Here is a 20,548-nt window from a genome sequence, read left to right as displayed (position 1 = left end):
GGAAAAAGCCGACGCGGCACAATAGGCTAACTTCGCCGCGCCCGCATCATCAGCACCCGCGCGGCCTCGGCGAAGGCCGCGACCCAGGCCTCAGGGTCGTGGTGCGGTCGCCCCGCCCGCACGGGGCGCTTCGTCCGCGGCGGCATCGGGATGTGCAGGAACACGGCCGGACGGCCCTGGGCCAGCACGCGGAAATACGAGGCGTTGCACAGATAGCGCCCGGCATCCCGCGAGGCGGCCACATCGAGCCCCGCCCGCTCCAGCGCCACCTGCACGGCCTGCGCCGCAGGGCTGCGCCGCAGGGCCGGCGCCCCCGGTTCGAGCGCGAGGCGATGCGAGACGGCGCCGCCCGCATCGGGAAACAGCCGGCTGACCCGGTTGACCGCCCGCGTCTCGACGCAGACCCGCCGCCGGCTCGCTGCGACGCCGATCATCAGCACAGCCGCCGGATTGTTCGCGAACGCCGGGGCGAGCTGCGTGTCGAGGGCGGCGTAGCGGGCATCCATCACGAGGCAGTCCGGCGCCTGCCCGAGGATGCGCCGCAGATGCGGCAGCCCGGCCAGCCGCCGCGCCACGCGGGCGCTCGGGTTGTCGGGCACGCGGGGGAACGGGCCGAAGCCGGTGATGAGGAGAGAGCCCGAGACGGTGCCGAGGGCCTTCCCCTCCCCCTTGCGGGGAGGGGCCAGGGGTGGGGGTCGAGCAGAAGGCACCGTTCCCGCCTCATCCTGAACCACCCCCACCTCCTACCTCCTCCCCGCAAGGGGGAGGAGAAAAGCGGCGCCCCTCACAACCCGATCAGCTCCGCGATGGCCTGCGCCCCGGCCGCCGGGGAGTGCTCGCCCGAGGCCACCGACTTCTCGGCCTCGGCGGTCGCCTTCCTCACCTCCGCCGTGCCGACGAGGCGCTGGTGCAGGCGTTCGTGAACCAGGGCCCACATCCACTTCACGTCCTGTTCGCGGCGCTTCTTCTCGATCTCGCCGGTGGCGGTGAGCTTCTGGCGGTGGTCCTCGATCTTCGACCACAGGGCGTCCAGTCCCTTGCCGTGAAGCCCCGAGATCGTGACCACCGGCGGCGTCCACGTGGACGAGGGCGGCGTCAGGATATGGAGCGCGGCGCGGTACTCGGAGGCCGCGGCGTTGGCCCGGCGCTCGCCCTCGCCGTCGTCGGCCTTGTTGACCGCGATCATGTCGGCGAGTTCGAGAATCCCCTTCTTGATGCCCTGCAACTCGTCGCCCGCGCCCGGCAGCATCAGCACGAGGAAGAAGTCGGTGAGGTCGGCCACCGCCGTCTCGGACTGGCCGACGCCGACCGTCTCGACGAGGATCACGTCGAAGCCCGCCGCCTCGCACAGCAGCATCGTCTCGCGGGTCTTGGCGGCCACGCCGCCGAGCGTGCCCGAGGAGGGCGAGGGCCGGATGAAGGCGTTGCGGTCGTGCGAGAGCCGCGCCATCCGGGTCTTGTCGCCGAGGATCGAGCCGCCGGTGCGGGTCGAGGACGGATCGACGGCGAGCACCGCCACCTTGTGCCCGGCCTCCGTCAGCAGCGAGCCGAGCGCATCGATGGTGGTGGACTTGCCGACCCCCGGCACGCCGGTGATGCCGACGCGGATCGCCCGGCCGGTCTGCGGCAGCACCGCGTCGATCAGGTCGCGCACCGCCGCGCGGTGATCGGCCCGGCGGGATTCGGCGAGCGTGATCGAACGGGCGAGCGCGGCGCGGTCGCCCGCGAGCAGGCGTTCGCGGAGTTGATCGAGATCGGGGAGGACGGCGCTCATGCGGTCTTTCATGCCGGGCCCCGGGGCGGGCGTCGAGAGGGGAAGCGCGGTCCTGCCCCGCCAAGGCCAAGATCGTGCGCGAAACCCGCCGCCTTGCCGGGGGACGAACCACGCAATGACGACCGACGCGACCCGCCGCTCTTTCTTAAGCCTCGCGACTGCCGCGGGCCTCGCGCCCGCCCTGTCGGGATGCGTGATGGACGGGCTCGCCACCGGCACCGTCGCCGAGACGCAATCGGCGCTAGACGTCAGCCCGGTGCTGCTCGTCGCCACCACCCGCAAGCCGGTCGGCAACCCGCCGCGGGCGCCGTTCTTCGGCTCGGACCGCGGCCGGGGCCTCAGCTTCACCGAAGCCCGCATGTCGGCCCCCGACCGCTCGCTGATCGGCAAGGTCTCGGCGGTGGTCTCGGGCGATTGGGGCGTGCGCTCGGTCGGCGACGTGACGACCGGCCCCGCCGCGGCCGGGGCCTTCGCCCAGGCCACCTTCGGGCGCGACGTGCTGATCTACGTCCACGGCTACCGCGAGACCTTCGAATCGGCGGCGATCAGCGCCGCGCGGCTCTCCGACGGCGTGCGCTTTCCCGGCGCCTCGGCCCTGTTCACGTGGCCGTCCGCCGCCGCGACCTTCGATTACGGCTACGACCGCGAGAGCGCGCTGTGGTCGCGCGACGCGTTCCAGGACCTGCTCAAGGCCTTTGCCACCTCGCCGAGCGGCGGGCGCATCCACATCGTCGCCCACTCCATGGGTACGCTGCTGACGCTGGAGACGCTGCGGATGCTGCGCGCCGAGGCCGGCGAGGCGGCGGTCGCGCGGATCGGCGCGGTGGTGCTGGCCGCGCCCGACATCGACATCGATCTGTTCGCCAACGGCGTCGAGCGGCTGGGGCCGGACGCCAAGCGCATCACCGTGATCTCGGCCACCAACGACCGGGCGCTCGAACTCTCCGGCGCCATCGCGGGCGGCGTGGTGCGCGCGGGCGCGGCCGACCGCGAGCGGCTCGAAGCGCTCGGCGTGCGCGTGGCCGACGCCTCGGATTACGGCGGTGGAATCTTCAACCACGACCTCTTCCTGACGAACAAGGAGGTTCAGGGAGTGGTGAAGCGCGCCATCGCGCGGGGAAGCAATGGTTGATTGCGGCCTCAAGCGCCGGCAGCCGCGTCCGCGGCTTTAGGCTTCTCGCTCCGCTAGACGCCTCGGCAGAGCCGAGGCCGCTCAAGCGGGGCGCTCTTCGCGCCCGACATGCGGTGTCTCCGCTCGTTTCGAGCGATGACCCTTCCGAAATCGTCGCGCGGCCAATCGACGAATCCGCCTCGCTCGGCCTACAAGCCGGCGGCTCCATGCAGAGAGGCAAGCCCATGTTCACGCTCGAGATCGACGGCACGGCGATCGCGGTCATCAACGGCGACGAGGCGACCGCCCGCGACCTGTTCACCTGCGACGGCTTCAAGGAAGACATCCGCACCCTCACCGTCGACGGCAAGCCGATCTGGAACGGCACCTCCGAACTGAAGGTGCGCGCGGCCAGCCAGGACGAGATCGAGGAGTTCGACGAGGCCATCGCCGCCGACCAGGGCGACGGCGATTTCGAGCCCGATCCGCAGCACGCGAACGACGGGGCCGACGACGAGGAGGACGAGGCCGACATCGTGTTCCTCGTCGATATCGACGACGAGGACGAGGATCAGGACGAAGCCTGAGGCCCGGACATCCGCGGTCGCACGAAGCATCGGCCACCCGACGCTTCGTGCGACCCGATGAACATCGCGCCGCCACGACGGCCGCAACCGCAGCCGCGCGGCCTGCGCCACCGATCATCGAAAAAATCACCGGTCCAGCACGGCCCGGACTTCGGCATATTGTCGTTCGAACGCCGCCAGGAACGGTGCGAGCGAGCGATCCTCGACATCGTTGCGGTCGATGTAGTCGAACCCCTCGCGGGTCGCCCGTCGCGCCATCTTCGCGGCGTGGGCCGGATTGACGTTGGCGTCGCCCTTGCCGCGGCGTCGGACGAACTCGTCGTACGTCTTCGATTGATAGTGATTGATCTGGATGCCGTCGAAGACCGGCATCGCCGTGCGGCCGGGCAGGGGCAGCACGAGGTCGGCGAGGGCCGAATCGACGGCGCGCCCGGACCGCAGGACGGCGTGGTGGATGAACATCTCCGCCACGTCGCCCGGCCGCGCCAGGGTCTTGATGTGGCGGTTGAAGGCGAAGCCCGGCGCCGAGCAGCGCGTGAAGGTCTTCAGGACGAGGTCGTAATCGTCCGCGACGCGGCCCGACGATCCGAAGACGCGGGTGTTGAGGCCGACGCAGGAGACGTCGGGCGGCAGGGTCGCGAGGAAGGCGGGCCAGTCGGAATAGCCGAACGGAACGGCGAACTCGTCGATGTCGATGAACAGCACCCACTCGCTGCGGGCGGCCCGCTTCAGGGCGTCGGCATAGGCGGCGAGCTGCGGCGATTCATGCTCGCCGCTCGGCCACGACACGCCGTGGACGGGAAAGCGGCCTTCCAGCGCCCGCACGATCGCCGCCCCGTCGTCGGAACTGTCGTTGTCGTAGACGAGGATGCGGTCGATGCCGATCGACAGGTGGAACGCGATCCATTCGGGCAGGTAGCGCCCTTCGGTCTTGGCGATGGCGACCAGCGTCGTCGCGGCCGGCGGCAGGATCGCGGCACTCGCGGCGTCCGGGCGGTGCTTTGTCGGCGCCAGAGCCTGTAACCGACGGCGCGCCCAGGAAAGCAGCTTCGGCATCGTCACCACGCCGTGCCGGCCCCGAGCGGCGGCAGGCCGAGATGCGCCGCGACCGCGGCGCCGATATCCGCAAAAGTTTCGCGCCGGCCGAGCGGGCCCGGCGCGATCCCCGGCCCGAAGGCGAGGATCGGCACCTGCTCGCGGGTGTGCTCGGTGCCGTGCCACGTGGGGTCGTTGCCGTGGTCGGCGGTGACGATGGCGAGGTCGCCGGCTCGAAGCGCCGCGTGGATATCGGGAAGCCGCGCGTCGAACGCCTCCAACTCGGCGGCGTAGCCCGGCACGTCGCGGCGGTGGCCGTGCTCGGTGTCGAAATCCACGAGGTTGAGGAAGACGAGGCCGCCGTCCGGCAGTTTGTTGAGGCCTGCCAGCGCCGCGTCGAGGCAGGCGGCGTTGCCGCCGGGCTTGATCTCCTCGCCGGTCGCGCGGTGGGCGAAGATGTCGCCGATCTTGCCGACGCTGACCACTTTTCGACCCGCGGCCTGCGCGACATCGAGCAGGGTGTCGGCCGGGGGCGCCACAGAAAAATCCTTGCGGCGTCCGGTGCGGCGAAAGCCCGTTTCGGCATCGCCGACGAACGGCCGGGCGATGACGCGGCCGACGCGGTACGGGTCGCAGAGCCGGCGGGCGATGCGGCAGGTCTCGTAGAGCCGCTCCAGCCCGAAAGCCTCCTCGTGGGCGGCGATCTGGAAGACGCTGTCGGCGGAGGTGTAGCAGATCGGCTGGCCCGTGCGGACATGCTCGGCGCCGAGTTCGTCGATGATGACCGTGCCCGAGGCGTGCCGGTCGCCGAGGATGCCCGGAAGGTCGGCTTGCGCGACCAGCGCGGCGACCAGTTCCGGCGGGAAGGCCGGCCGCGTGTCGGGGAAGTGGCCGAAGGCCTCCCGCACCGGCACGCCCGCGATCTCCCAATGGCCGGACGGCGTGTCCTTGCCGGCGGCGATCTCGACGGCGTGGCCCCACAGCGCCCGCACGGCGCCCATCGGCGCAAGGCCCGGGGGCACCCGGCCGGTGGCACCCTCGCAGGCGAGGCCGAGCCCGAGGGCTGCGAGGTTCGGCAGACGGAGCGGCCCGGCGCGCAGACCCGGCCGGTCCCCGCGGCCCGCCGCGCAGGCCTCGGCGATGTGGCCGACGGTGTCGGAGCCGGCATCGCCGTAGCGGTCGGCGTCCGGGGCGCCGCCGATGCCGACGGAATCGAGGACGATGAGGAGGGCCCGGGCCATGTTCAGGCCGGGACCGGCTCGGCGGTGGTCTGCGCGTCGAGTTCGAACGCCGCGGCGAACAGGGTGCGGGTGTACTCGGTCCGGGGCGCCTCGAAGATGCGGTCGGCGGGCCCCTCCTCCACCACCTGCCCGTGCTGCATGACGAGCACGTAGTTCGAGAGCGCGCGCACCACCTTCAGGTCGTGGCTGATGAACAGGTAGGCGAGCCCCCGTTCGCGCTGGAGGTCGCGCAGCAGAGTGACGATCTGCGCCTGGACCGAGCGGTCGAGCGCCGAGGTCGGCTCGTCGAGGACGACGAAGCGCGGGTTCAGCACGATGGCGCGGGCGATGGCGATGCGCTGGCGCTGGCCGCCGGAGAATTCGTGCGGGTAGCGGTCCATCGCCGCCGGATCGAGCCCGACATCGGTCAGCGCCTTGGCGACGCGGGTCCGCCGCTCGGAGGCCGACTTCACCTGCCCCTGCACCTCCAGCCCCTCGGCGACGATGTCGCCCACCGACATGCGCGGCGAGAGCGAGCCGTAGGGGTCCTGAAAGACGACCTGCATGTTTTTTCGTAGTGGCCGCATCGATTTGGCGCCTAACTCTTCGATGCGTTGGCCCAAAAAGACGATCGGCCCCTCGGACGAGGTCAGCCGCAGCAGGGCGAGGCCGAGCGTGGTCTTGCCGGAACCCGACTCGCCGACGACGCCGACCGTCTCGCCCGCCCGCACGACGAGCTTGACGCCGTCGACCGCCTTGACGTGTCCCACCGTGCGCCGGAGCAGACCTTCCTTCAACGGAAACCACACCTTGAGCGGCCCGGCCTCGACCATCCGCTCGGCGGTCGGATCGACCGGGTTGGCCCGGCCCGAGGGCTCGGAATCGAGAAGCCGCCGGGTGTATTCGTGCTGCGGCCGGGTGAAGACGGTCGCCACCGGCCCGGCCTCGACGATGCGCCCGCGCAGCATCACGCAGACCTCGCCCGCGAGCCGCCGGACGATGCCGAGATCGTGGGTGATGAACAGGATCGCCATGCCGAGCCGCTCTCGCAGATCGGCCAGCAGGGCGAGAATCTGCGCCTGAACCGTCACGTCGAGCGCCGTCGTCGGCTCGTCGGCGACCAGCAGGTCGGGCTCGCAGGCGAGCGCCATGGCGATCATCACCCGCTGGCGCTGGCCGCCGGAGAGTTCGTGCGGATAGGCGCCCAGCCGCCGCTCGGCATCGCGGATGCCCACCAGTTCGAGCAGTTCGAGGATTCTTCTGCGCGCCCCCCGGCCCTTCAAGCCGCGGTGAATTTCCAGCACCTCGCCGATCTGCCGCTGGATGGTGTGGAGCGGGTTGAGCGAGGTCATCGGCTCCTGGAACACCATGGTGATGTCCGCGCCGCGCACCTTGCGCAGTTCCTTCTCGGGCAGCGTGAGGAGGTCGCGGCCCTTGAACACGATCCGCCCGCCCGGATGGTGGGCCGCCCCGTCGAGGAGCCGCAGGATCGACAGCGCCGTTACCGACTTGCCCGAGCCGGATTCGCCCACCAGCGCCAGCGTCTCGCCTTTACCGATCGAGAACGACACGCGGTCCACGGCCAGCGTCTCGCCCTCGCGGGTGCGGAAGGCGACCGAGAGATCCTCGACGGTCAGAAGGATGTCGCTCATCGGGCCCCGGCGGAAACGGACGGACCGCCCCTTCGGCTCAGGTGCGGGTCGGGAGGGGTTATAGCGCGCGGGGCCGGACACGCGAATCGCGCCGGACGCCGCAAGCGCGGCGGCGCTTGTGTGCAATGCACAGCGAACGGCTACGCATGGGCGTCCCGTGTCCTACATGGGCCGGCGTGTCCCGCGTCCTCCGCTCCCTCCCCTCGGCCCTCGCCGCGCTCCTCGCGCTCGCCGGCCCCGCCTTCGCCGTGGCCTCGCCCGAGAGCGAGACGGTGGAGCAGGCGCTCTGCCGCCTGATCGAGGGCTCGGCCAAGGCGCAGAACCTGCCGGTGCCGTTCCTGACCCGCCTGATCTGGCGCGAGAGCAGTTTTCGCGTCGGCGTCGTCAGCCCGGCGGGCGCTCAGGGCGTGGCGCAGTTCATGCCGGGTACCGCCAAGGAGCGCGGGCTGACCGACCCGTTCGATCCCGAGCAGGCGATTCCGCACGCGGCCCACTTCCTGTCCGACCTGAAGCGGCAATTCGGCAATCTCGGGCTGGCGGCGGCGGCCTACAATGGCGGGCCGGGGCGGGTGACGAACTGGCTCGCGGGCTCGGGCGGCCTGCCCGCCGAGACGCGGGCCTACGTCATCGCCATCACCGGCCGCCCGGCGGAGGATTGGCGCCCCGGCGCCACGGTCGAGCTGCCGGAAGGCGAGACCAAGAAGGACGACAAGAAACCGCCCGCGCCGGAGGCCGAGACCCAGAGCTGCCTTCAGGTCACCGCGGCGCTCCGCATCCCGTCGCGCGGCGACCGCTTCGCCCTGCCCGTCGAGGGCGGCCCGGCGGCCCCCTGGGGCATCCAGCTCGCCGGCAACTTCTCCAAGTCGCTGGCGCTGGCGAGCTTCCAGCGGGCCCGCTCCAGCTACGCGAGCGTAATCGGCGAGGTGCGGCCGATGATCATCGGCACGCGCCTGCGCTTCCGCGGCACCCGCGCCTTCTACCGCGTGCGCATCCCCGCCGAGAGCCGCGGGGCGGCCGACGCCGTCTGCCAGAAGATCCGCAATGTCGGCGGCGCCTGCATCGTGTTGCGCACGTGAGCCGCTGTTTTCCGAGCCTCTCCGGTTTCGCCGCGAGCGCGCCATGAATCCGCCGCGCCCGCCGCGTCAATCCAAGGACGACATGATCAAAGCGTTCGTCTCCCTCGTCTCGCTGATCTGCCTCGGGCTCACCACGGTGGGCCTCAGCGGCTGCTCGCCGCTGGCGCTGTTCGATGCGCTGGGCCCGCGCGACAAGGGCGGGCGCCTCGTCCTCAAGGACGCCGCCTACGGCGAGGACCCGCGCCAGCGCCTCGACGTGTTCGTGCCGAGCGTGCCCCACGACCGGGCGCCGGTGCTGGTGTTCTTCTACGGAGGCTCTTGGAACAGCGGCAGCAAGGCCGACTACGCCTTCGCCGCGCAGGCGCTCGCCGCGCAGGGTTTTGTCACCGTGCTGCCGGATTACCGGCTCTATCCGAAGGTGCGCTTCCCCGATTTCCTGGACGACGGCGCGGCGGCCATCGCCTGGGTGCGCGACAACATCGCGGCCTACGGGGGCGACGCCCACCGCATCGTGCTCGCGGGCCATTCGGCGGGCGCCTACAACGCCGCCATGCTCGGGCTGAACCCGGAATACCTGCGCCGCGCCGGCGTCGATCCGCGCTCCATCCGCGCGATTGCCGGCCTGTCCGGCCCCTACGACTTCCTGCCCTTCGACCAGAAGACCTCGATCGACGTGTTCGGGCAGGCCCCCGACGCGCCCGCGACCCAGCCGGTGAACTTCGCCGGCCCGCACTCGCCGCCGACCTTCCTGGCGACCGGCGACGCCGACACCGTGGTCCGCCCCCGCAACACCGAGAGCCTCGCGGCGCGCCTGCGCACCGCCCGCGTGCCGGTGCAGGAGCGGGTCTATCCCGGCCTCGACCACTCCGACACGCTGCTCGCCCTCTCGGTCACCTTCCGCCGCAAGGCCCCCGTGCTCGCCGAGATGAGCGCCTTCCTGCACCAGCACGCAGGCGCGAAGCGCCTAACGACGCTGACGATGCACTGAGGTTCGGCTCACGCCTCCGGGATCGGCCGCGGGCGCCGGTCCGGCCCGATGGCGACGAAGGTGAACAGCCCCTCCGTCACCTTCATCGTGGTCTCGCCCTCGCGCTCGCGCCGCCAGACCTCGACCTGGATCGCCATGGAGCTGCGCCCGGTGCGCACGATCCAGGCGTAGAGGCTGACCTCGTCGCCGACGAAGACCGGGCGGTGGAAGGTCATCGCCTCCACCGAGATCGTTGCGCAGCGCCCCCTGGCGCGGCGGGCCGCGACGTTGCCCGCCGCCAGATCCATCTGCGCCATCAGCCAGCCGCCGAAGATGTCGCCCGCCGGATTGGTGTCGGCGGGCATCGCGATGGTGCGGATCACAGGTGGGCCGTGCTCGGTCGGCGGCGTGGGCGTCTCAAGGGTCATCAGCGGCTCTGGACTCGGCGTCGTCGGGAAAAGCGTAGCAGTTCCCATGCCTTGCTTCATCCGCCCCGTCGATCGCTCGAATGCGACGGAAGGCGTTAACCGATCTTTAACCTTCCGATTGCCCCTGCCCGCCGCCTGTGAGAGCTTATTAACGTGAGCTTAAGAGTTCGGGTCGGGTCATGCGTAACGAGTTCGCCCAGCGCCGCTTTTCCACCCTCCGCCGCAGCGTGATCGCGGCCCTCGCCTTGGCCGGCCTCGGGGCGACCGGCGCCCTGGCCCAGGCGCTGCCGGCGCCGGGCCTCTCGGCGGTCACCACGGGCGCGGCCCGTCCGATCGCCGCCTGGGCCGAGTTCTGCGAGCGCTACCCCGGCGAATGCGCCGTCGATCGCACCGAGGCGGCGTCCGTCACCCTCACCCCGGCGCTCTGGCAGACCATCAACACCGTCAACCGCCGCATCAACCGGGCGGTCGAGGCGGTGACCGATCAGGAGCACTGGCGCTCCGCCGACCGCTGGGACCTCGCCGAGGACGGCCGGGGCGATTGCGAGGACTTCCAGCTGCTCAAGCGCCGCCTGCTGGTCCAGGCCGGCCTGCCCCGCCGGGCCCTGCGGATGACCGTCGTCATCGACGAGAAGGGCGAGGGCCACGCCGTCCTCACCGTCGTGACCAACCGCGGCGACCTCATCCTCGACAACAAGACCGGCACGGTCCTGCCCTGGACTCAGACCGGCTACACCTTCGTCAAGCGCGAGAGCCAGGACGCCGTGGGCTGGGTCGCGCTCGGCCGCGACGCCTCGCCGGTCACCGCCGCCAACCGCTGAGAATTTTAGGGTCCCGTTTCGGGACCGGATCGCAGGCACGCGCGTTATCCGGTCTTAACGGGTCGGCGGCGAAGGTTGACGGAAGGTTTTCGCTCTTCGCCCACGGCGCCGGAAACCCTGGTCCCGCCTACGGTTCGCCTATGCGTCGCGTGCTCCCCCTGATCGCCCTCGCCCTCCTCGCCGCCCCCGCCCGGGCCGACGAGAGCGCCGGCACGCGCCACGCCGCCTGGCAGACCTGCCTCGATGAGACCTTCGCCGAGCAGGCCCGCACCACGAGCCGCAGCTATGCCGCGACCAAGGCGGTCTCGCATTGCCGCGAGCCGGAAGCCGCGTATCTCGCCGCGCTCTCGACCTCGCCGATGCTCGACGGCGAGGACGTGTCCCGCATCCGCCCGGCGCTGATCGCGCGCGCCCGCGAGCGGCTGATCGGCCTGCCGCGCTTGAGCGCGCTCTGACGGTTTTTTCGCTTGGCTTCTCCTGAAGCTCGGCCCGGCTTCCGAGCCTTTCCAGGGCGCCGCCCGAGCGCCCATCAATCCGCGCTCCGAATCTATCGAAGGCGGGCGCCCAGATCGTCGTGCGGTTCAGACCGCCCGCAAGGCGGGCCCGCGCCGGACGAAGCCGACGATGTCCTTGACGGCATCCAGAGTCGGTGCCGCGATGGCCTCGGCGCGCGCGGCGCCGTCGACCAGCACCGCGTCGATATGGGCCGTGTCACATAAGAGCCGCTTCATCTCGGCGTTGATCGGCGCGAGGGTCTCGACGGCGAGGTCCGCCAGGGCCGGCTTGAAGCTCGAGAACTGCGCGCCCCCAAAGTCCTTCAGCACCTCTTCGCGGGTGATGCCGCGGAGCGCCGCGAAGATGCCCACGAGGTTGTCGGCTTCCGGGCGGCCCTTCAGGCCCTCGACCTCGGAGGGCAGCGCCTCCGGGTCGGTCTTGGCCCGGCGCACCTTCTGGGCGATGGCATCGGCGTCGTCGGTGAGCGCGATGCGCGAATACTCGGACGGGTCCGACTTCGACATTTTTTTCGTGCCGTCGCGTAAGGACATGACGCGGGCGGCCGGGCCGCCGATCAGCGGTTCGGTGATCGGAAAGAACTGCTCGCCGTGGCCGTGTGCCTGGATCGACGCGCCGAAGTCGTTGTTGAACTTCTGCGCGATGTCGCGGGTCAGTTCGAGGTGCTGCTTCTGGTCCTCGCCGACCGGCACGTGCGTCGCCCGGTAGGCCAGGATGTCGGCGGCCATCAGCACCGGATAGTCGTAGAGGCCGATGGAGGCGTTCTCGCGGTCCTTGCCGGCCTTGTCCTTGAACTGCGTCATGCGGTTGAGCCAGCCGAGACGGGCCACGCAGTTGAAGATCCAGGCGAGTTCGGCGTGCTGCGGCACCTGGGACTGGTTGAACACGATCGAGCGCTTCGGATCGATGCCCGCGGCCAGGAACGCGGCGGTGACCTCGCGGATCTGGCCGCGCAGCGCCTGCGGGTCCTGCCACAGGGTGATCGCGTGCAGATCGACCACGCAGTAGAGACACTGCGCGTCGCGTTCCTGCATCTCGACGAAGCGCTTGATCGCGCCGAGATAATTGCCGAGGTGCAGGTTTCCGGTCGGCTGGACGCCGGAGAAGACGAGTTCGTTGAACGCGGCCATCGGCTCGGGTCCCAGGTGCAGGCCGGGCCGAGGCGATCTCGCATCCCGTTCGAAGGGGCGTTCTCTGGCCCGCCGGTGCCGCCGGGTCAAGGCGAGGGAGCACGCGTTCCCCTCCCCGCAAGGGGGAGGAGAGGCGCCCTTCCCTACAGGCTCGCTTCCTCGAACGCCCGCACCCACTCGGCGCAGATGCCGGAGCGGACGATGTCGTCGAGGGTGAACTCCACGATCGGGATGTTCATCATCCGGCTCTTCACCAGATGGATCACGGTGCGCAGCCCCGAGGTCTCGCGCAGGTCGGTCTGCGAGACGTCGCCGTTGATGATGACCTGGCAATCGTCGCCGATGCGGGTCAGGAACATCTTAATCTCGGCCGTGGTGGTGTTCTGCGCCTCGTCCAAGATCACGAGGCAGTTCTTGAAGGTGCGGCCCCGCATCACCTCGAACGGCACCACCTCGATGTCGCCGGCCTTGACCGCGACGTCGAAGGCGCCGGCGCCCATGCGCTCCTTCATGGTCTCGGTGAGCGGCGCGACCCAGGGGGCGATCTTCTCCTCCAGCGTGCCGGGGAAGAAGCCGAGCGAGCGGCCGGAGGGGACGTTGGGGCGGGTGATGACGACCTTGGCGATCCGGCGCTGGCGGAGCTGGTCGGCTGCGCGGGTGCCGGCGATGTAGGTCTTGCCGGTGCCGGCGGGCCCCAGGACGATGACCTGGGGCGAGGAAGCGAGAGCGTCGAGGTATTGGCCCTGCCGGTCGGTCAGGGGTTGGATCGGGGCGGGATTGCGTTCCTCGTCGAACCGGGTCCGATGCATGCGGATCGGTCGGTCCTCAACCAGTTCAAGCCGTGCGCGTCGTCTCTTCATGGATCAACACTCCACCTTGACTCGTGCGTGACTCAGCAGCCTCGATATGTTGACAAGCCTCGACTGTCTCAAAACCTCCTGAGAACTGAACAGCTCTTCGGCCAAGGCCAGTGCTGTGATTGCAAGAGCAAAGCCAACCCTGCCGAGTCGGTTCCACGCTCGCGATGAATCGTTGTGGATGCGTCCCCGGAGCCACGCTTGCCCCTCGCGCAAAGCTTTTCAGCCGCGGGCGACAGGGGCGTGACGGGGGAGCGAAGAAGCGATGACGCGGCCCTCTGGGGGCCGGAGCCGGCGGATCGGGACGATCCAGGCATCGTCATCGCGGGCGTCGCCCTCCTCGGGCGAGCGGGAGCGAGGGGCAAAGCCCCTCGCCGCAGGCTTCATCCGGGCTGGAGGAAGCTCTCCAGCACCATCTTTCGGCCGGCCTTGTCGAAGTCAACGGTGAGCTTGTTGCCGTCGATGCCCGCGACCGTGCCGGGGCCGAACTTGGTGTGGAAGACCCGCGCGCCGTGGGTGAAGGACGAGGCCGTGGCGGTGGATTTGGCCACCAGCTCGCCCTCGATCTCCCGCGGGCCGCCGGAGCGCCCGCCGCCGCGATTCCCGGCACCGAAGCCGCCCGACGTGTTGGCCTGCGCCCGCTGCCAGCCGGGCGTGCCGTAGGACGAGCCGAACGGAGCCGGGTTGCGGTCGAACCGCGAGGCGCCGGCGGAGAAGTGGGCGGGCGCCTCGATCACGTCCACGGCCTGGGGCGGCAACTCGTCGATGAAGCGCGAGGGGATGGTCGAGGACCACAGCCCGTGGATGCGCCGGTTGACCGCGAACGACAGTTTCGCGCGCTTGCGGGCGCGGGTGAGGCCGACATGGGCGAGCCGCCGCTCTTCCTCCAACCCGGCCCGCCCGCTCTCGTCGATGGCGCGCTGGTTCGGGAAAAGGCCGTCCTCCCAGCCGGGCAGGAACACGGTGTCGAATTCCAAGCCCTTGGCGGCGTGCAGCGTCATCAGCGAGACGCGATCGGCGCCCTCGGCTTCGCTCGCTTCCATCACCAGCGAGACGTGTTCGAGAAAGCCGGCCATATCCGGGAATTCCTCCATCGAGCGGACGAATTCCTTGAGGTTTTCCAATCGCCCGGCGGCGTCCGCCGAGCGGTCCTTCTGCCACATCTCGGTGTAGCCGGATTCCTCCAGAATGGTCTGCGCCACCTCCGGGTGCGGCTTCGATTCGATTAGCCGGGTCCAGCGCGAAAAGCTCTCGACGAGGCCGCGCAGCATCGAGCGGGCGCGGGGCTTCAGCTCGTCGGTCTCGATCAGCTTTTTTGCCGCGCTCAGGAGGGGAATCCGGTCGGCGCGGGCGAAGGCGTGGAGCGTCTGCAGCGTCGCATCGCCCAGGCCCCGCTTCGGGGTGTTGAAGATGCGCTCGAAGGCGAGATCGTCGGCGCTGTTCATGGTGACGCGGAGATAGGCCAGCGCGTCGCGGATCTCGGCCCGCTCGTAGAAGCGCGGGCCGCCGATCACGCGATAGGGCAGGCCCACCTGCACGAAGCGATCCTCGATCTCGCGCATCTGCGCCGAGATGCGCACCAGCACCGCGATCTCGGAGAGCGGGTGCTGCTTTCGCTGGAGCGACTCGATCGATTCGGCGATCTGGCGCGCTTCTTCTTCCGAATCCCAGGAGCCGGAGACGGTGACGGGCTCGCCCGCCTCGTCCTCGGTGCGCAGGGTCTTGCCGAGCCGGCCCTCGTTCTTGGCGATGAGGCCGGAGGCGGCGGCCAGGATGTGGCCGGTCGAGCGGTAGTTGCGCTCCAAGCGGACCACGGTGGCGCCGGGAAAGTCGTGCTCGAACCGGAGGATGTTGTCGACCTCGGCGCCGCGCCAGCCGTAGATCGACTGGTCGTCGTCGCCGACGCAGGCGACGTTCTTTCGCGCCTGGGCGAGCAGCCGCAGCCAGAGATACTGGGCGACGTTGGTGTCCTGATACTCGTCGACGAGGATGTAGCGGAAGCGGTCCTGGTAATTGGCCAGGATGTCCGGATTCTCGCGCCACAGCTTGAGGCACAGCAACAGAAGATCGCCGAAATCGACCGCGTTCAGCGTCGCGAGCCGCGCCTGATAGGCGCTGTAGAGCGCCCCACCCTTGCCGAAGGCGAAGGCCTGCGCCTCGCCCGGCGGCACCTGCTCCGGCGACAGGCCGCGGTTCTTCCAGCCGTCGATGGTGTGGGCGAGCGAGCGGGCCGGCCAGCGCTTCTCGTCGATGTTCTGGTCGGCGATCACCTGCTTCATCAGCCGGATCTGGTCGTCGGTGCCGAGAATCGTGAAGTCGGATTTCAGCCCGACCAGTTCGGCGTGGCGTCGTAAAATCTTGGTGCCGATGGCATGGAAGGTGCCGAGCCAGGGCATACCCTCGCCCGCCGGCCCGATCAGCGCGCCGATGCGGTGCTTCATCTCGCGGGCGGCCTTGTTGGTGAAGGTCACCGACAGGATGTCGTAGGGGCGCGCCTTCCCCGTCGCGATCAGGTGGGCGATGCGCGTCGTCAGCACGCGGGTCTTGCCGGTGCCCGCGCCCGCCAGCACGAGGACGGGGCCCTCGGTGGCCTCGACGGCGCGGCGCTGCTCCGGGTTGAGGCCGGACAGGTAGGACGCGCCCTCGGGCCGCAGGGCCGCCATCGCGCGGGCGGCGATCGACGCGGGCGCGCCCGCCGCGGTGTCACGATCTTCCATCATGCGCGCATCCCTGGACCAAAAGGCGAACGCCGTCGAGACCCGGCCCGGAACCGTCGCCTGCCCTCGGGCGTCACTCCCCGAAACACCCTCCCTCCGCAAAGGACAAGCGAGGCCATGAGCGCCCTCAAAGTTCGCGCCCCGATACTCCGTGTGCTGACGATCGCCTTCTTCACGCTGCTCGCCGGCCTCACGGCTTCCGAGGCTCAGGTGCTGGGCCAGGGCCACAACAGCGGCACCAGCCGCATGAACCAGAATTTCGAGGTCCAGAACCAGAACCGCAATTTCCAGCAGCGCCAGACGCTGGAGAACAGCGCCGTGCGCAACCAGATCCAGCGCGCCCCCCTCAACCAACCGCCGCCGACCGGCCCGAGCTTCGCGCCGCGGCGGTGAGCGGCGGATCGCGCGCTTTCTGATCGCGGAGGCGCGAAGGCAGGAATGCCAACGGGGCCTCTCATTCTCGACCGTCATTCCGGGGCCGCGCAGCGGAACCCGGAATCCACCCGTGATGCGCGGCTCACACAAGGGGTCGAGGCCAGTCGTGGATTCCGGGTTCGCTTCGCGCCCCGGAATGACGGAGGTCGAGTGATCGCAGCCCGGACACCTTGAAGGCGCGCCGATTGCGCGTTTCATTGGCAGCGCCGCGGATCGGGCGGCGCTGCGAACGCTGCGGACCGGCATGGACAGAGCAACGAACAGGCAGGATGCTCAAGCCGCCGGCAACGACGGGCCGCTGGCCGCTCGCCTCGGACCGGCCCCGCCGCTCTCGGACCGCCCCCGCGCGCAAGAGCGTTTCGCCGAGATCGCCGAAGCGCTTCCCGCCGACCTGCGCGACGGGCCGGCGCGCGATCTGCTCCTGGCGCTCGCCGACCACTCGCCCTTCCTCTGGTCGCTCGCCGCCCGCGAGCCCGACTGGCTCGCGCGGCTCTTCCAAGCATCGCCCGAGGCGTCGGATGCCCGCATCCTTGCAGACCAGCGCGCGGCCGGGCGCGCCGCCCCCGATCTCGACGCGCTGGGCCGGACGCTGCGCCGGAACCGCGCGGAACACGCGCTGCTCGTGGCGCTCGCCGACATCGGCGGCGTCTGGCCGCTGGAGCGGGTGACGGCGGCGCTCTCCGACTTCGCCGACGCCTCGGTCTCCGCCGCCTTCGACGCGCTCCTGCTCCAGGCCGCGGCGGCCGGCCGCTTCCTGCCGCCCGACCTCAAGGATCCGCAGGCCGGCTCCGGCCTCATGGTGTTGGGGCTGGGAAAGCTCGGCGGGCGCGAGCTGAACTATTCGAGCGACATCGACCTGATCGTGTTCTTCGATCCCGAGACCGCGCCGCTGAAGCAGGGCCTGGAGCCGACGCCGTTCTTCACGCGCCTCGCGCAGGGCGCCGCGAAGCTGCTCCAGGAGCGCACCCGCGACGGTTACGTCCACCGGGTCGATTACCGCCTGCGGCCCGATCCCGGCTCGACGCCCACCGCGCTCAGCCTCGCCTCGGCCTACGTCTATTACGAGACGACCGGGCAGAACTGGGAGCGCGCCGCCTTCATCAAAGCCCGGCCCATCGCGGGCGACATTCCGGCGGGCCAAAAATTCCTGGCCGAGCTGACGCCCTTCGTCTGGCGTAAGTATTTCGATTTCGCGGCGATTGCCGACGTGCACGCGATGAAGCGCCAGATCCACGCCGTGCGCGGTCACGAGGCGCTCGCGGTCGCGGGTCACGACATCAAGCTCGGGCGCGGCGGCATCCGCGAGATCGAGTTCTTCGTCCAGACCCAGCAACTCGTCTTCGGCGGGCGCCGCCTCACCTTGCGCGGGCGCTCGACCGTGCCGATGCTGGACCGCCTCCACGAAGACGGCTGGATCTCGGGGCAAGCCCGCGACGAGCTGGCGCAAGCCTACGCCTTCCTGCGCACCATCGAGCACCGCCTGCAGATGGTGCGCGACGAGCAGACCCAGCGCCTGCCGACCGACGGCAGCGAACTCGACACCTTCGCCCGCTTTGCCGGCTTCCCCGACCGTCCCGCCTTCGAGGCGGCCCTGCTGCACCACGCCCGGCGGGTGCAGGCGCATTACGCCCTGCTGTTCGAGGCCGGGCCCGATCTCTCCTCGGAAGTCGGCGATCTCGTCTTCAGCGGCGCCGCCGACGATCCGGCGACGCTCGCGACGCTGCGCAGCCTCGGCTTCCGCGAGCCGGAGACGGTGGCCGAGACCGTGCGCGGCTGGCATTTCGGGCGGCGTGCCGCCGTGCGTAGTCCCCGCGCCCGCGAGGTGCTGACCGAACTCGTGCCCGCGCTCCTCAAGGCGCTCGCCGGCACGCCCGACCCGGACGCGGCGCTGGCCAACCTCGACCGCGCCTTCGGCCGGATGCCGGCGGCGGTCGAGCTGCTGACGATCCTGCGCGAGCACGAGCGCCTGCGCCTGCTCTTCGCCGACCTGCTGGGGAGCGCGCCGCGGCTCGCCGGCACCGTCGCCTTCAGCCCGCATGTGCTCGACGCGGTGATCGACCCGGATTTCGGCGATCCGGTCATCGACCCCGGGGCAATCGCCGCGCATTACCGCGCGCTGCTTGGCCAACCGACCGACCACGAGATCTTTCTGGACCGCAGCCGCGACGCCGCGCGCCAACTCCGCTTCGTCGCGGGCGCGCGGCTCCTGTCGGGCATCCTCACGCCCAAGGGCGCGGGCGAGGCGTTCTCGGCGATTGCCGACGCGGCCGTCGCCACTGCCCTGGAAGCGGTCTCGAAAAGATTCTTCGCCGAGCATGGGGCGGTGCCGGCGGGGCGGCTCGTCGTCATCGGGTACGGGCGCCTCGGCACGCGGCAACTCACGGCGGAATCCGATCTCGACCTCGTCGTGCTCTACGATTTCGACGCTGAGGACCGCACCAGCGCCGGCCCGAAGCGGCTCGACGCGGCGGTGGCCTACAACCGGCTGACGCAGCGCCTCGTCGCCGCCCTCACCGCCCCCACCCGCCGCGGCCTGCTCTACGAGGTGGACCTGCGCCTGCGTCCCGGCGGCGGCCAGGGCGCGACGGCGACGCAGTTCAGGAGCTTCCGCAGTTATCAGAGCGAGGAAGCCGAGCTGTGGGAGCACATGGCGCTGACCCGCGCCCGCGTGATCGCGGGCGACACGAGCCTCGCCGAGGAGGTCTCAGAGGTGATCGGCGAGGCCCTGCGCCGGCCGCGCGATGCGAAATCGGTCTATGCGGCGGTGCGCGACATGCGCGCCACCGTCGAGCGCGAGAAGGGCGACCACGGCCCGCTCGATCTCAAGCTCGCTTCCGGCGGCCTGCTCGATCTCGATTTCCTGGGCCAGGCCCTGGTGCTCGCCCACGCGCACGACCACCCCGATCTCGTCGGCCTCGACGCCCCGGCGCTCTTCGCCCGCGCCGCGGAAATCGGCCTCCTCCACGGCGGCGAGGCGGAGCGGCTGGCCCACGCCTACCGCCTCCTCGACGACGTGCATCAGTGGCAGCGCCTGATGGTCGAGGGCGACCCGACCGAAGCCTCCCCCGTCGCCATGGCGCGGCTTGCCCGCGCGGCCAACCTCCCCGACGCCAAGGCGCTCGCGGCGCAACTGGAGACCGAGCGGAAGGCGGTGCGGGCGATCTTCGACCGGCGCCTCGGTGAAGCCGGGTGAAGGACAGCGCCTTGCCGGCACCCCGCCCCACCCCCTAATCTCCCCCGATGAGCGTCGTCGCGATCGATTTCGAGACCGCCAACGAGCGGCGCGACAGCGCCTGCGCGGTCGGGCTCGCCTGGATCGAGGGGGGCCGCGTCGTGCGGCGCGAATCCCGTCTGATCCGGCCGCCGCAGATGCGGTTCTCGCCCGGCAACATCCGCATCCACGGTATCCTGCCGGCGGACGTGCGCGACGCGCCGACCTTCCCCGAGGCGATGGCGCCGTTCCTGCCCGACCTCGCGGGGGGCATCGTGCTCGCCCACAATGCCGGCTTCGACATGGGCGTGCTCGCCGCCTCGCTCGGGGCCTACGGCGAGCCGGTGCCGACGCTCACCGGCCACTGCACCCTTCAGATCGCCCGGCGCATCTTCCCCGATCCGGCGGGCTGCGGGTTGTCGAAGGTCGCGGGCCGGCTCGGCATCCGCTTCGAGCACCACGACGCGGGCGAGGACGCCTATGCCTGCGCCGAGATCGCGCTCGCGGCCGTACGCGAGACCGGCGCCCGCGACGTGCCCGACCTCGTGAGCGGCCTCGGGCTGACGCCGATCCGCGCGGTGAACGCCCCGCGCCGCGACCTCGTGCGCTCGACCTCGGCCCGCGCGCTGCGCGTGGCGGGCGTCGCCGCCGCCCCGGCGGAGCTGCGCTTCTCGCTGCGCGGCAGCACCGGCAACCGCTACGTCGTCGTCTTGGAGGAGAGCACCGGCGGCCCCTACCTGCGCTGCTCCTGCCCCGCCGGCACCCACCGCCGCCGCTGCCGCCACGTCGACGCGCTGGTGGACGGCGACATCACCGATCTGATCTCCAACAACCCCGACGACGTGGAACGCCTGCGCCTGCGTATCGGCGATGCCACGGTCGGGCCGGTGCGGGTGAAGGGCGTAGCGGCGGCGTGAGGGAGCCACCCATCGGCCCCTCCCACCCAACCCCCTCATCCTGAGGTGCTGAGCTGACGCTCAGCACCTCAGGATGAGGGGGTTGGGTGGGAGGAAG

The 20,548-nt window shown here is 70.7% G+C and carries 18 protein-coding genes; 9 read left to right on the top strand and 9 right to left on the bottom strand.

Translation table 11 applies throughout. From position 1 onward, the window contains the following. Positions 1-26: 26 nt before the first annotated feature. Positions 27-686, bottom strand: coding sequence for a pyroglutamyl-peptidase I family protein (locus AAHG03_RS08205; RefSeq protein ID WP_342150287.1), 660 nt, complete (start codon positions 684-686; stop codon positions 27-29). A gap of 98 nt (positions 687-784) precedes the next feature. Next, a complete protein-coding gene (gene meaB / locus AAHG03_RS08200) occupies positions 785-1,774 on the bottom strand; it encodes a methylmalonyl Co-A mutase-associated GTPase MeaB (protein ID WP_342150084.1) in 990 nt (329 codons plus the stop codon). Positions 1,775-1,889: 115 nt separating this feature from the next. Between meaB and AAHG03_RS08195 the strand changes: the two genes are divergently transcribed. Both AAHG03_RS08195 and AAHG03_RS08190 read left to right on the top strand, forming a co-directional pair. Then, positions 1,890-2,906, top strand: coding sequence for an alpha/beta hydrolase (locus tag AAHG03_RS08195; RefSeq protein WP_342150083.1), 1,017 nt, complete (start codon positions 1,890-1,892; stop codon positions 2,904-2,906). 224 nt (positions 2,907-3,130) lie between these two features. Then, positions 3,131-3,472 carry a hypothetical protein gene (locus AAHG03_RS08190; RefSeq protein ID WP_342150082.1) on the top strand — a complete coding sequence of 114 codons (342 nt, stop codon included), beginning with the start codon at positions 3,131-3,133 and terminating at the stop codon, positions 3,470-3,472. Positions 3,473-3,598: 126 nt separating this feature from the next. Here the strand turns inward: AAHG03_RS08190 and AAHG03_RS08185 are convergent, their stop codons facing one another. Genes AAHG03_RS08185 through AAHG03_RS08175 form a run of 3 tightly spaced genes read right to left on the bottom strand, consistent with a single transcriptional unit; the run spans position 3,599 to position 7,379 of the window. Continuing rightward, positions 3,599-4,528: a glycosyltransferase family 2 protein gene (locus tag AAHG03_RS08185; RefSeq protein WP_342150080.1), complete on the bottom strand. Its 930-nt coding sequence runs from the start codon at positions 4,526-4,528 to the stop codon at positions 3,599-3,601. A 2-nt stretch (positions 4,529-4,530) separates the two neighbouring features. Continuing rightward, on the bottom strand, positions 4,531-5,748 hold the full coding sequence (locus tag AAHG03_RS08180) for a phosphopentomutase (RefSeq protein WP_342150078.1): 1,218 nt from the start codon (positions 5,746-5,748) through the stop codon (positions 4,531-4,533). 2 nt (positions 5,749-5,750) lie between these two features. Continuing rightward, entirely contained in the window at positions 5,751-7,379 is a 1,629-nt protein-coding gene (locus tag AAHG03_RS08175; RefSeq protein WP_342150076.1) for an ABC transporter ATP-binding protein, read from the bottom strand. Between the two features lie 146 nt (positions 7,380-7,525). Here AAHG03_RS08175 and AAHG03_RS08170 point away from each other — a divergent pair, with 146 nt between their 5' ends. Both AAHG03_RS08170 and AAHG03_RS08165 read left to right on the top strand, forming a co-directional pair. Then, a complete protein-coding gene (locus AAHG03_RS08170; protein ID WP_412759728.1) occupies positions 7,526-8,455 on the top strand; it encodes a lytic transglycosylase domain-containing protein in 930 nt (309 codons plus the stop codon). A gap of 82 nt (positions 8,456-8,537) precedes the next feature. Further along, a complete protein-coding gene (locus AAHG03_RS08165) occupies positions 8,538-9,443 on the top strand; it encodes an alpha/beta hydrolase (RefSeq protein WP_342150074.1) in 906 nt (301 codons plus the stop codon). 8 nt (positions 9,444-9,451) lie between these two features. Here AAHG03_RS08165 and AAHG03_RS08160 read toward each other — a convergent pair whose 3' ends face one another. Continuing rightward, on the bottom strand, positions 9,452-9,850 hold the full coding sequence (locus AAHG03_RS08160) for an acyl-CoA thioesterase (RefSeq protein ID WP_342150072.1): 399 nt from the start codon (positions 9,848-9,850) through the stop codon (positions 9,452-9,454). 179 nt (positions 9,851-10,029) lie between these two features. Between AAHG03_RS08160 and AAHG03_RS08155 the strand changes: the two genes are divergently transcribed. Both AAHG03_RS08155 and AAHG03_RS08150 read left to right on the top strand, forming a co-directional pair. Continuing rightward, positions 10,030-10,671 carry a transglutaminase-like cysteine peptidase gene (locus AAHG03_RS08155; protein WP_342150070.1) on the top strand — a complete coding sequence of 214 codons (642 nt, stop codon included), beginning with the start codon at positions 10,030-10,032 and terminating at the stop codon, positions 10,669-10,671. A 140-nt stretch (positions 10,672-10,811) separates the two neighbouring features. Further along, the gene (locus tag AAHG03_RS08150; RefSeq protein ID WP_342150068.1) at positions 10,812-11,126 is read left to right on the top strand and encodes a hypothetical protein; all 315 of its coding nucleotides are present in this window, start codon (positions 10,812-10,814) and stop codon (positions 11,124-11,126) included. A 126-nt stretch (positions 11,127-11,252) separates the two neighbouring features. Here the strand turns inward: AAHG03_RS08150 and trpS are convergent, their stop codons facing one another. From trpS to AAHG03_RS08135, 3 genes are all read right to left on the bottom strand, one after another. Continuing rightward, complete coding sequence (gene trpS, locus AAHG03_RS08145; RefSeq protein ID WP_342150067.1) at positions 11,253-12,314, bottom strand: tryptophan--tRNA ligase; 1,062 nt, start codon at positions 12,312-12,314, stop codon at positions 11,253-11,255. Between the two features lie 143 nt (positions 12,315-12,457). Next, on the bottom strand, positions 12,458-13,174 hold the full coding sequence (locus AAHG03_RS08140) for a PhoH family protein (protein ID WP_342150065.1): 717 nt from the start codon (positions 13,172-13,174) through the stop codon (positions 12,458-12,460). Positions 13,175-13,554: 380 nt separating this feature from the next. Next, a complete protein-coding gene (locus AAHG03_RS08135) occupies positions 13,555-15,891 on the bottom strand; it encodes an ATP-dependent helicase (RefSeq protein ID WP_412759727.1) in 2,337 nt (778 codons plus the stop codon). Between the two features lie 114 nt (positions 15,892-16,005). Between AAHG03_RS08135 and AAHG03_RS08130 the strand changes: the two genes are divergently transcribed. The 3 genes from AAHG03_RS08130 to AAHG03_RS08120 all read left to right on the top strand — a co-directional run bounded on the left by AAHG03_RS08130 (position 16,006) and on the right by AAHG03_RS08120 (position 20,451). After that, the gene (locus AAHG03_RS08130; protein WP_342150063.1) at positions 16,006-16,281 is read left to right on the top strand and encodes a hypothetical protein; all 276 of its coding nucleotides are present in this window, start codon (positions 16,006-16,008) and stop codon (positions 16,279-16,281) included. Positions 16,282-16,567: 286 nt separating this feature from the next. Beyond that, a complete protein-coding gene (locus AAHG03_RS08125; RefSeq protein ID WP_342150062.1) occupies positions 16,568-19,516 on the top strand; it encodes a bifunctional [glutamine synthetase] adenylyltransferase/[glutamine synthetase]-adenylyl-L-tyrosine phosphorylase in 2,949 nt (982 codons plus the stop codon). 47 nt (positions 19,517-19,563) lie between these two features. Continuing rightward, positions 19,564-20,451 (top strand): 3'-5' exonuclease, encoded by an 888-nt coding sequence (locus tag AAHG03_RS08120; protein WP_342150061.1) that lies wholly within the window; start codon positions 19,564-19,566, stop codon positions 20,449-20,451. The last annotated feature ends 97 nt before the right edge of the window (positions 20,452-20,548 follow it).

The sequence above is a fragment of the Methylorubrum subtropicum genome (assembly GCF_038442325.1).
GTDB classification, from domain to species: domain Bacteria; phylum Pseudomonadota; class Alphaproteobacteria; order Rhizobiales; family Beijerinckiaceae; genus Methylobacterium; species Methylobacterium subtropicum.
The sequence above is the reverse complement of the archived record's forward strand: the minus strand, read 5'-3'. Positions and strand labels throughout refer to the sequence as shown.

Coding starts and splice junctions, on each gene's coding strand:
- meaB (WP_342150084.1), bottom strand. CDS start 1,774: ATGAGCGCCGTCCTCCCCGATCTCGATCAACTCCGCGAACGCCTGCTC.
- AAHG03_RS08195 (WP_342150083.1), top strand. CDS start 1,890: ATGACGACCGACGCGACCCGCCGCTCTTTCTTAAGCCTCGCGACTGCC.
- AAHG03_RS08190 (WP_342150082.1), top strand. CDS start 3,131: ATGTTCACGCTCGAGATCGACGGCACGGCGATCGCGGTCATCAACGGC.
- AAHG03_RS08185 (WP_342150080.1), bottom strand. CDS start 4,528: ATGCCGAAGCTGCTTTCCTGGGCGCGCCGTCGGTTACAGGCTCTGGCG.
- AAHG03_RS08180 (WP_342150078.1), bottom strand. CDS start 5,748: ATGGCCCGGGCCCTCCTCATCGTCCTCGATTCCGTCGGCATCGGCGGC.
- AAHG03_RS08175 (WP_342150076.1), bottom strand. CDS start 7,379: ATGAGCGACATCCTTCTGACCGTCGAGGATCTCTCGGTCGCCTTCCGC.
- AAHG03_RS08170 (WP_412759728.1), top strand. CDS start 7,526: ATGGGCGTCCCGTGTCCTACATGGGCCGGCGTGTCCCGCGTCCTCCGC.
- AAHG03_RS08165 (WP_342150074.1), top strand. CDS start 8,538: ATGATCAAAGCGTTCGTCTCCCTCGTCTCGCTGATCTGCCTCGGGCTC.
- AAHG03_RS08160 (WP_342150072.1), bottom strand. CDS start 9,850: ATGACCCTTGAGACGCCCACGCCGCCGACCGAGCACGGCCCACCTGTG.
- AAHG03_RS08155 (WP_342150070.1), top strand. CDS start 10,030: ATGCGTAACGAGTTCGCCCAGCGCCGCTTTTCCACCCTCCGCCGCAGC.
- AAHG03_RS08150 (WP_342150068.1), top strand. CDS start 10,812: ATGCGTCGCGTGCTCCCCCTGATCGCCCTCGCCCTCCTCGCCGCCCCC.
- trpS (WP_342150067.1), bottom strand. CDS start 12,314: ATGGCCGCGTTCAACGAACTCGTCTTCTCCGGCGTCCAGCCGACCGGA.
- AAHG03_RS08140 (WP_342150065.1), bottom strand. CDS start 13,174: ATGAAGAGACGACGCGCACGGCTTGAACTGGTTGAGGACCGACCGATC.
- AAHG03_RS08135 (WP_412759727.1), bottom strand. CDS start 15,891: ATGATGGAAGATCGTGACACCGCGGCGGGCGCGCCCGCGTCGATCGCC.
- AAHG03_RS08130 (WP_342150063.1), top strand. CDS start 16,006: ATGAGCGCCCTCAAAGTTCGCGCCCCGATACTCCGTGTGCTGACGATC.
- AAHG03_RS08125 (WP_342150062.1), top strand. CDS start 16,568: ATGGACAGAGCAACGAACAGGCAGGATGCTCAAGCCGCCGGCAACGAC.
- AAHG03_RS08120 (WP_342150061.1), top strand. CDS start 19,564: ATGAGCGTCGTCGCGATCGATTTCGAGACCGCCAACGAGCGGCGCGAC.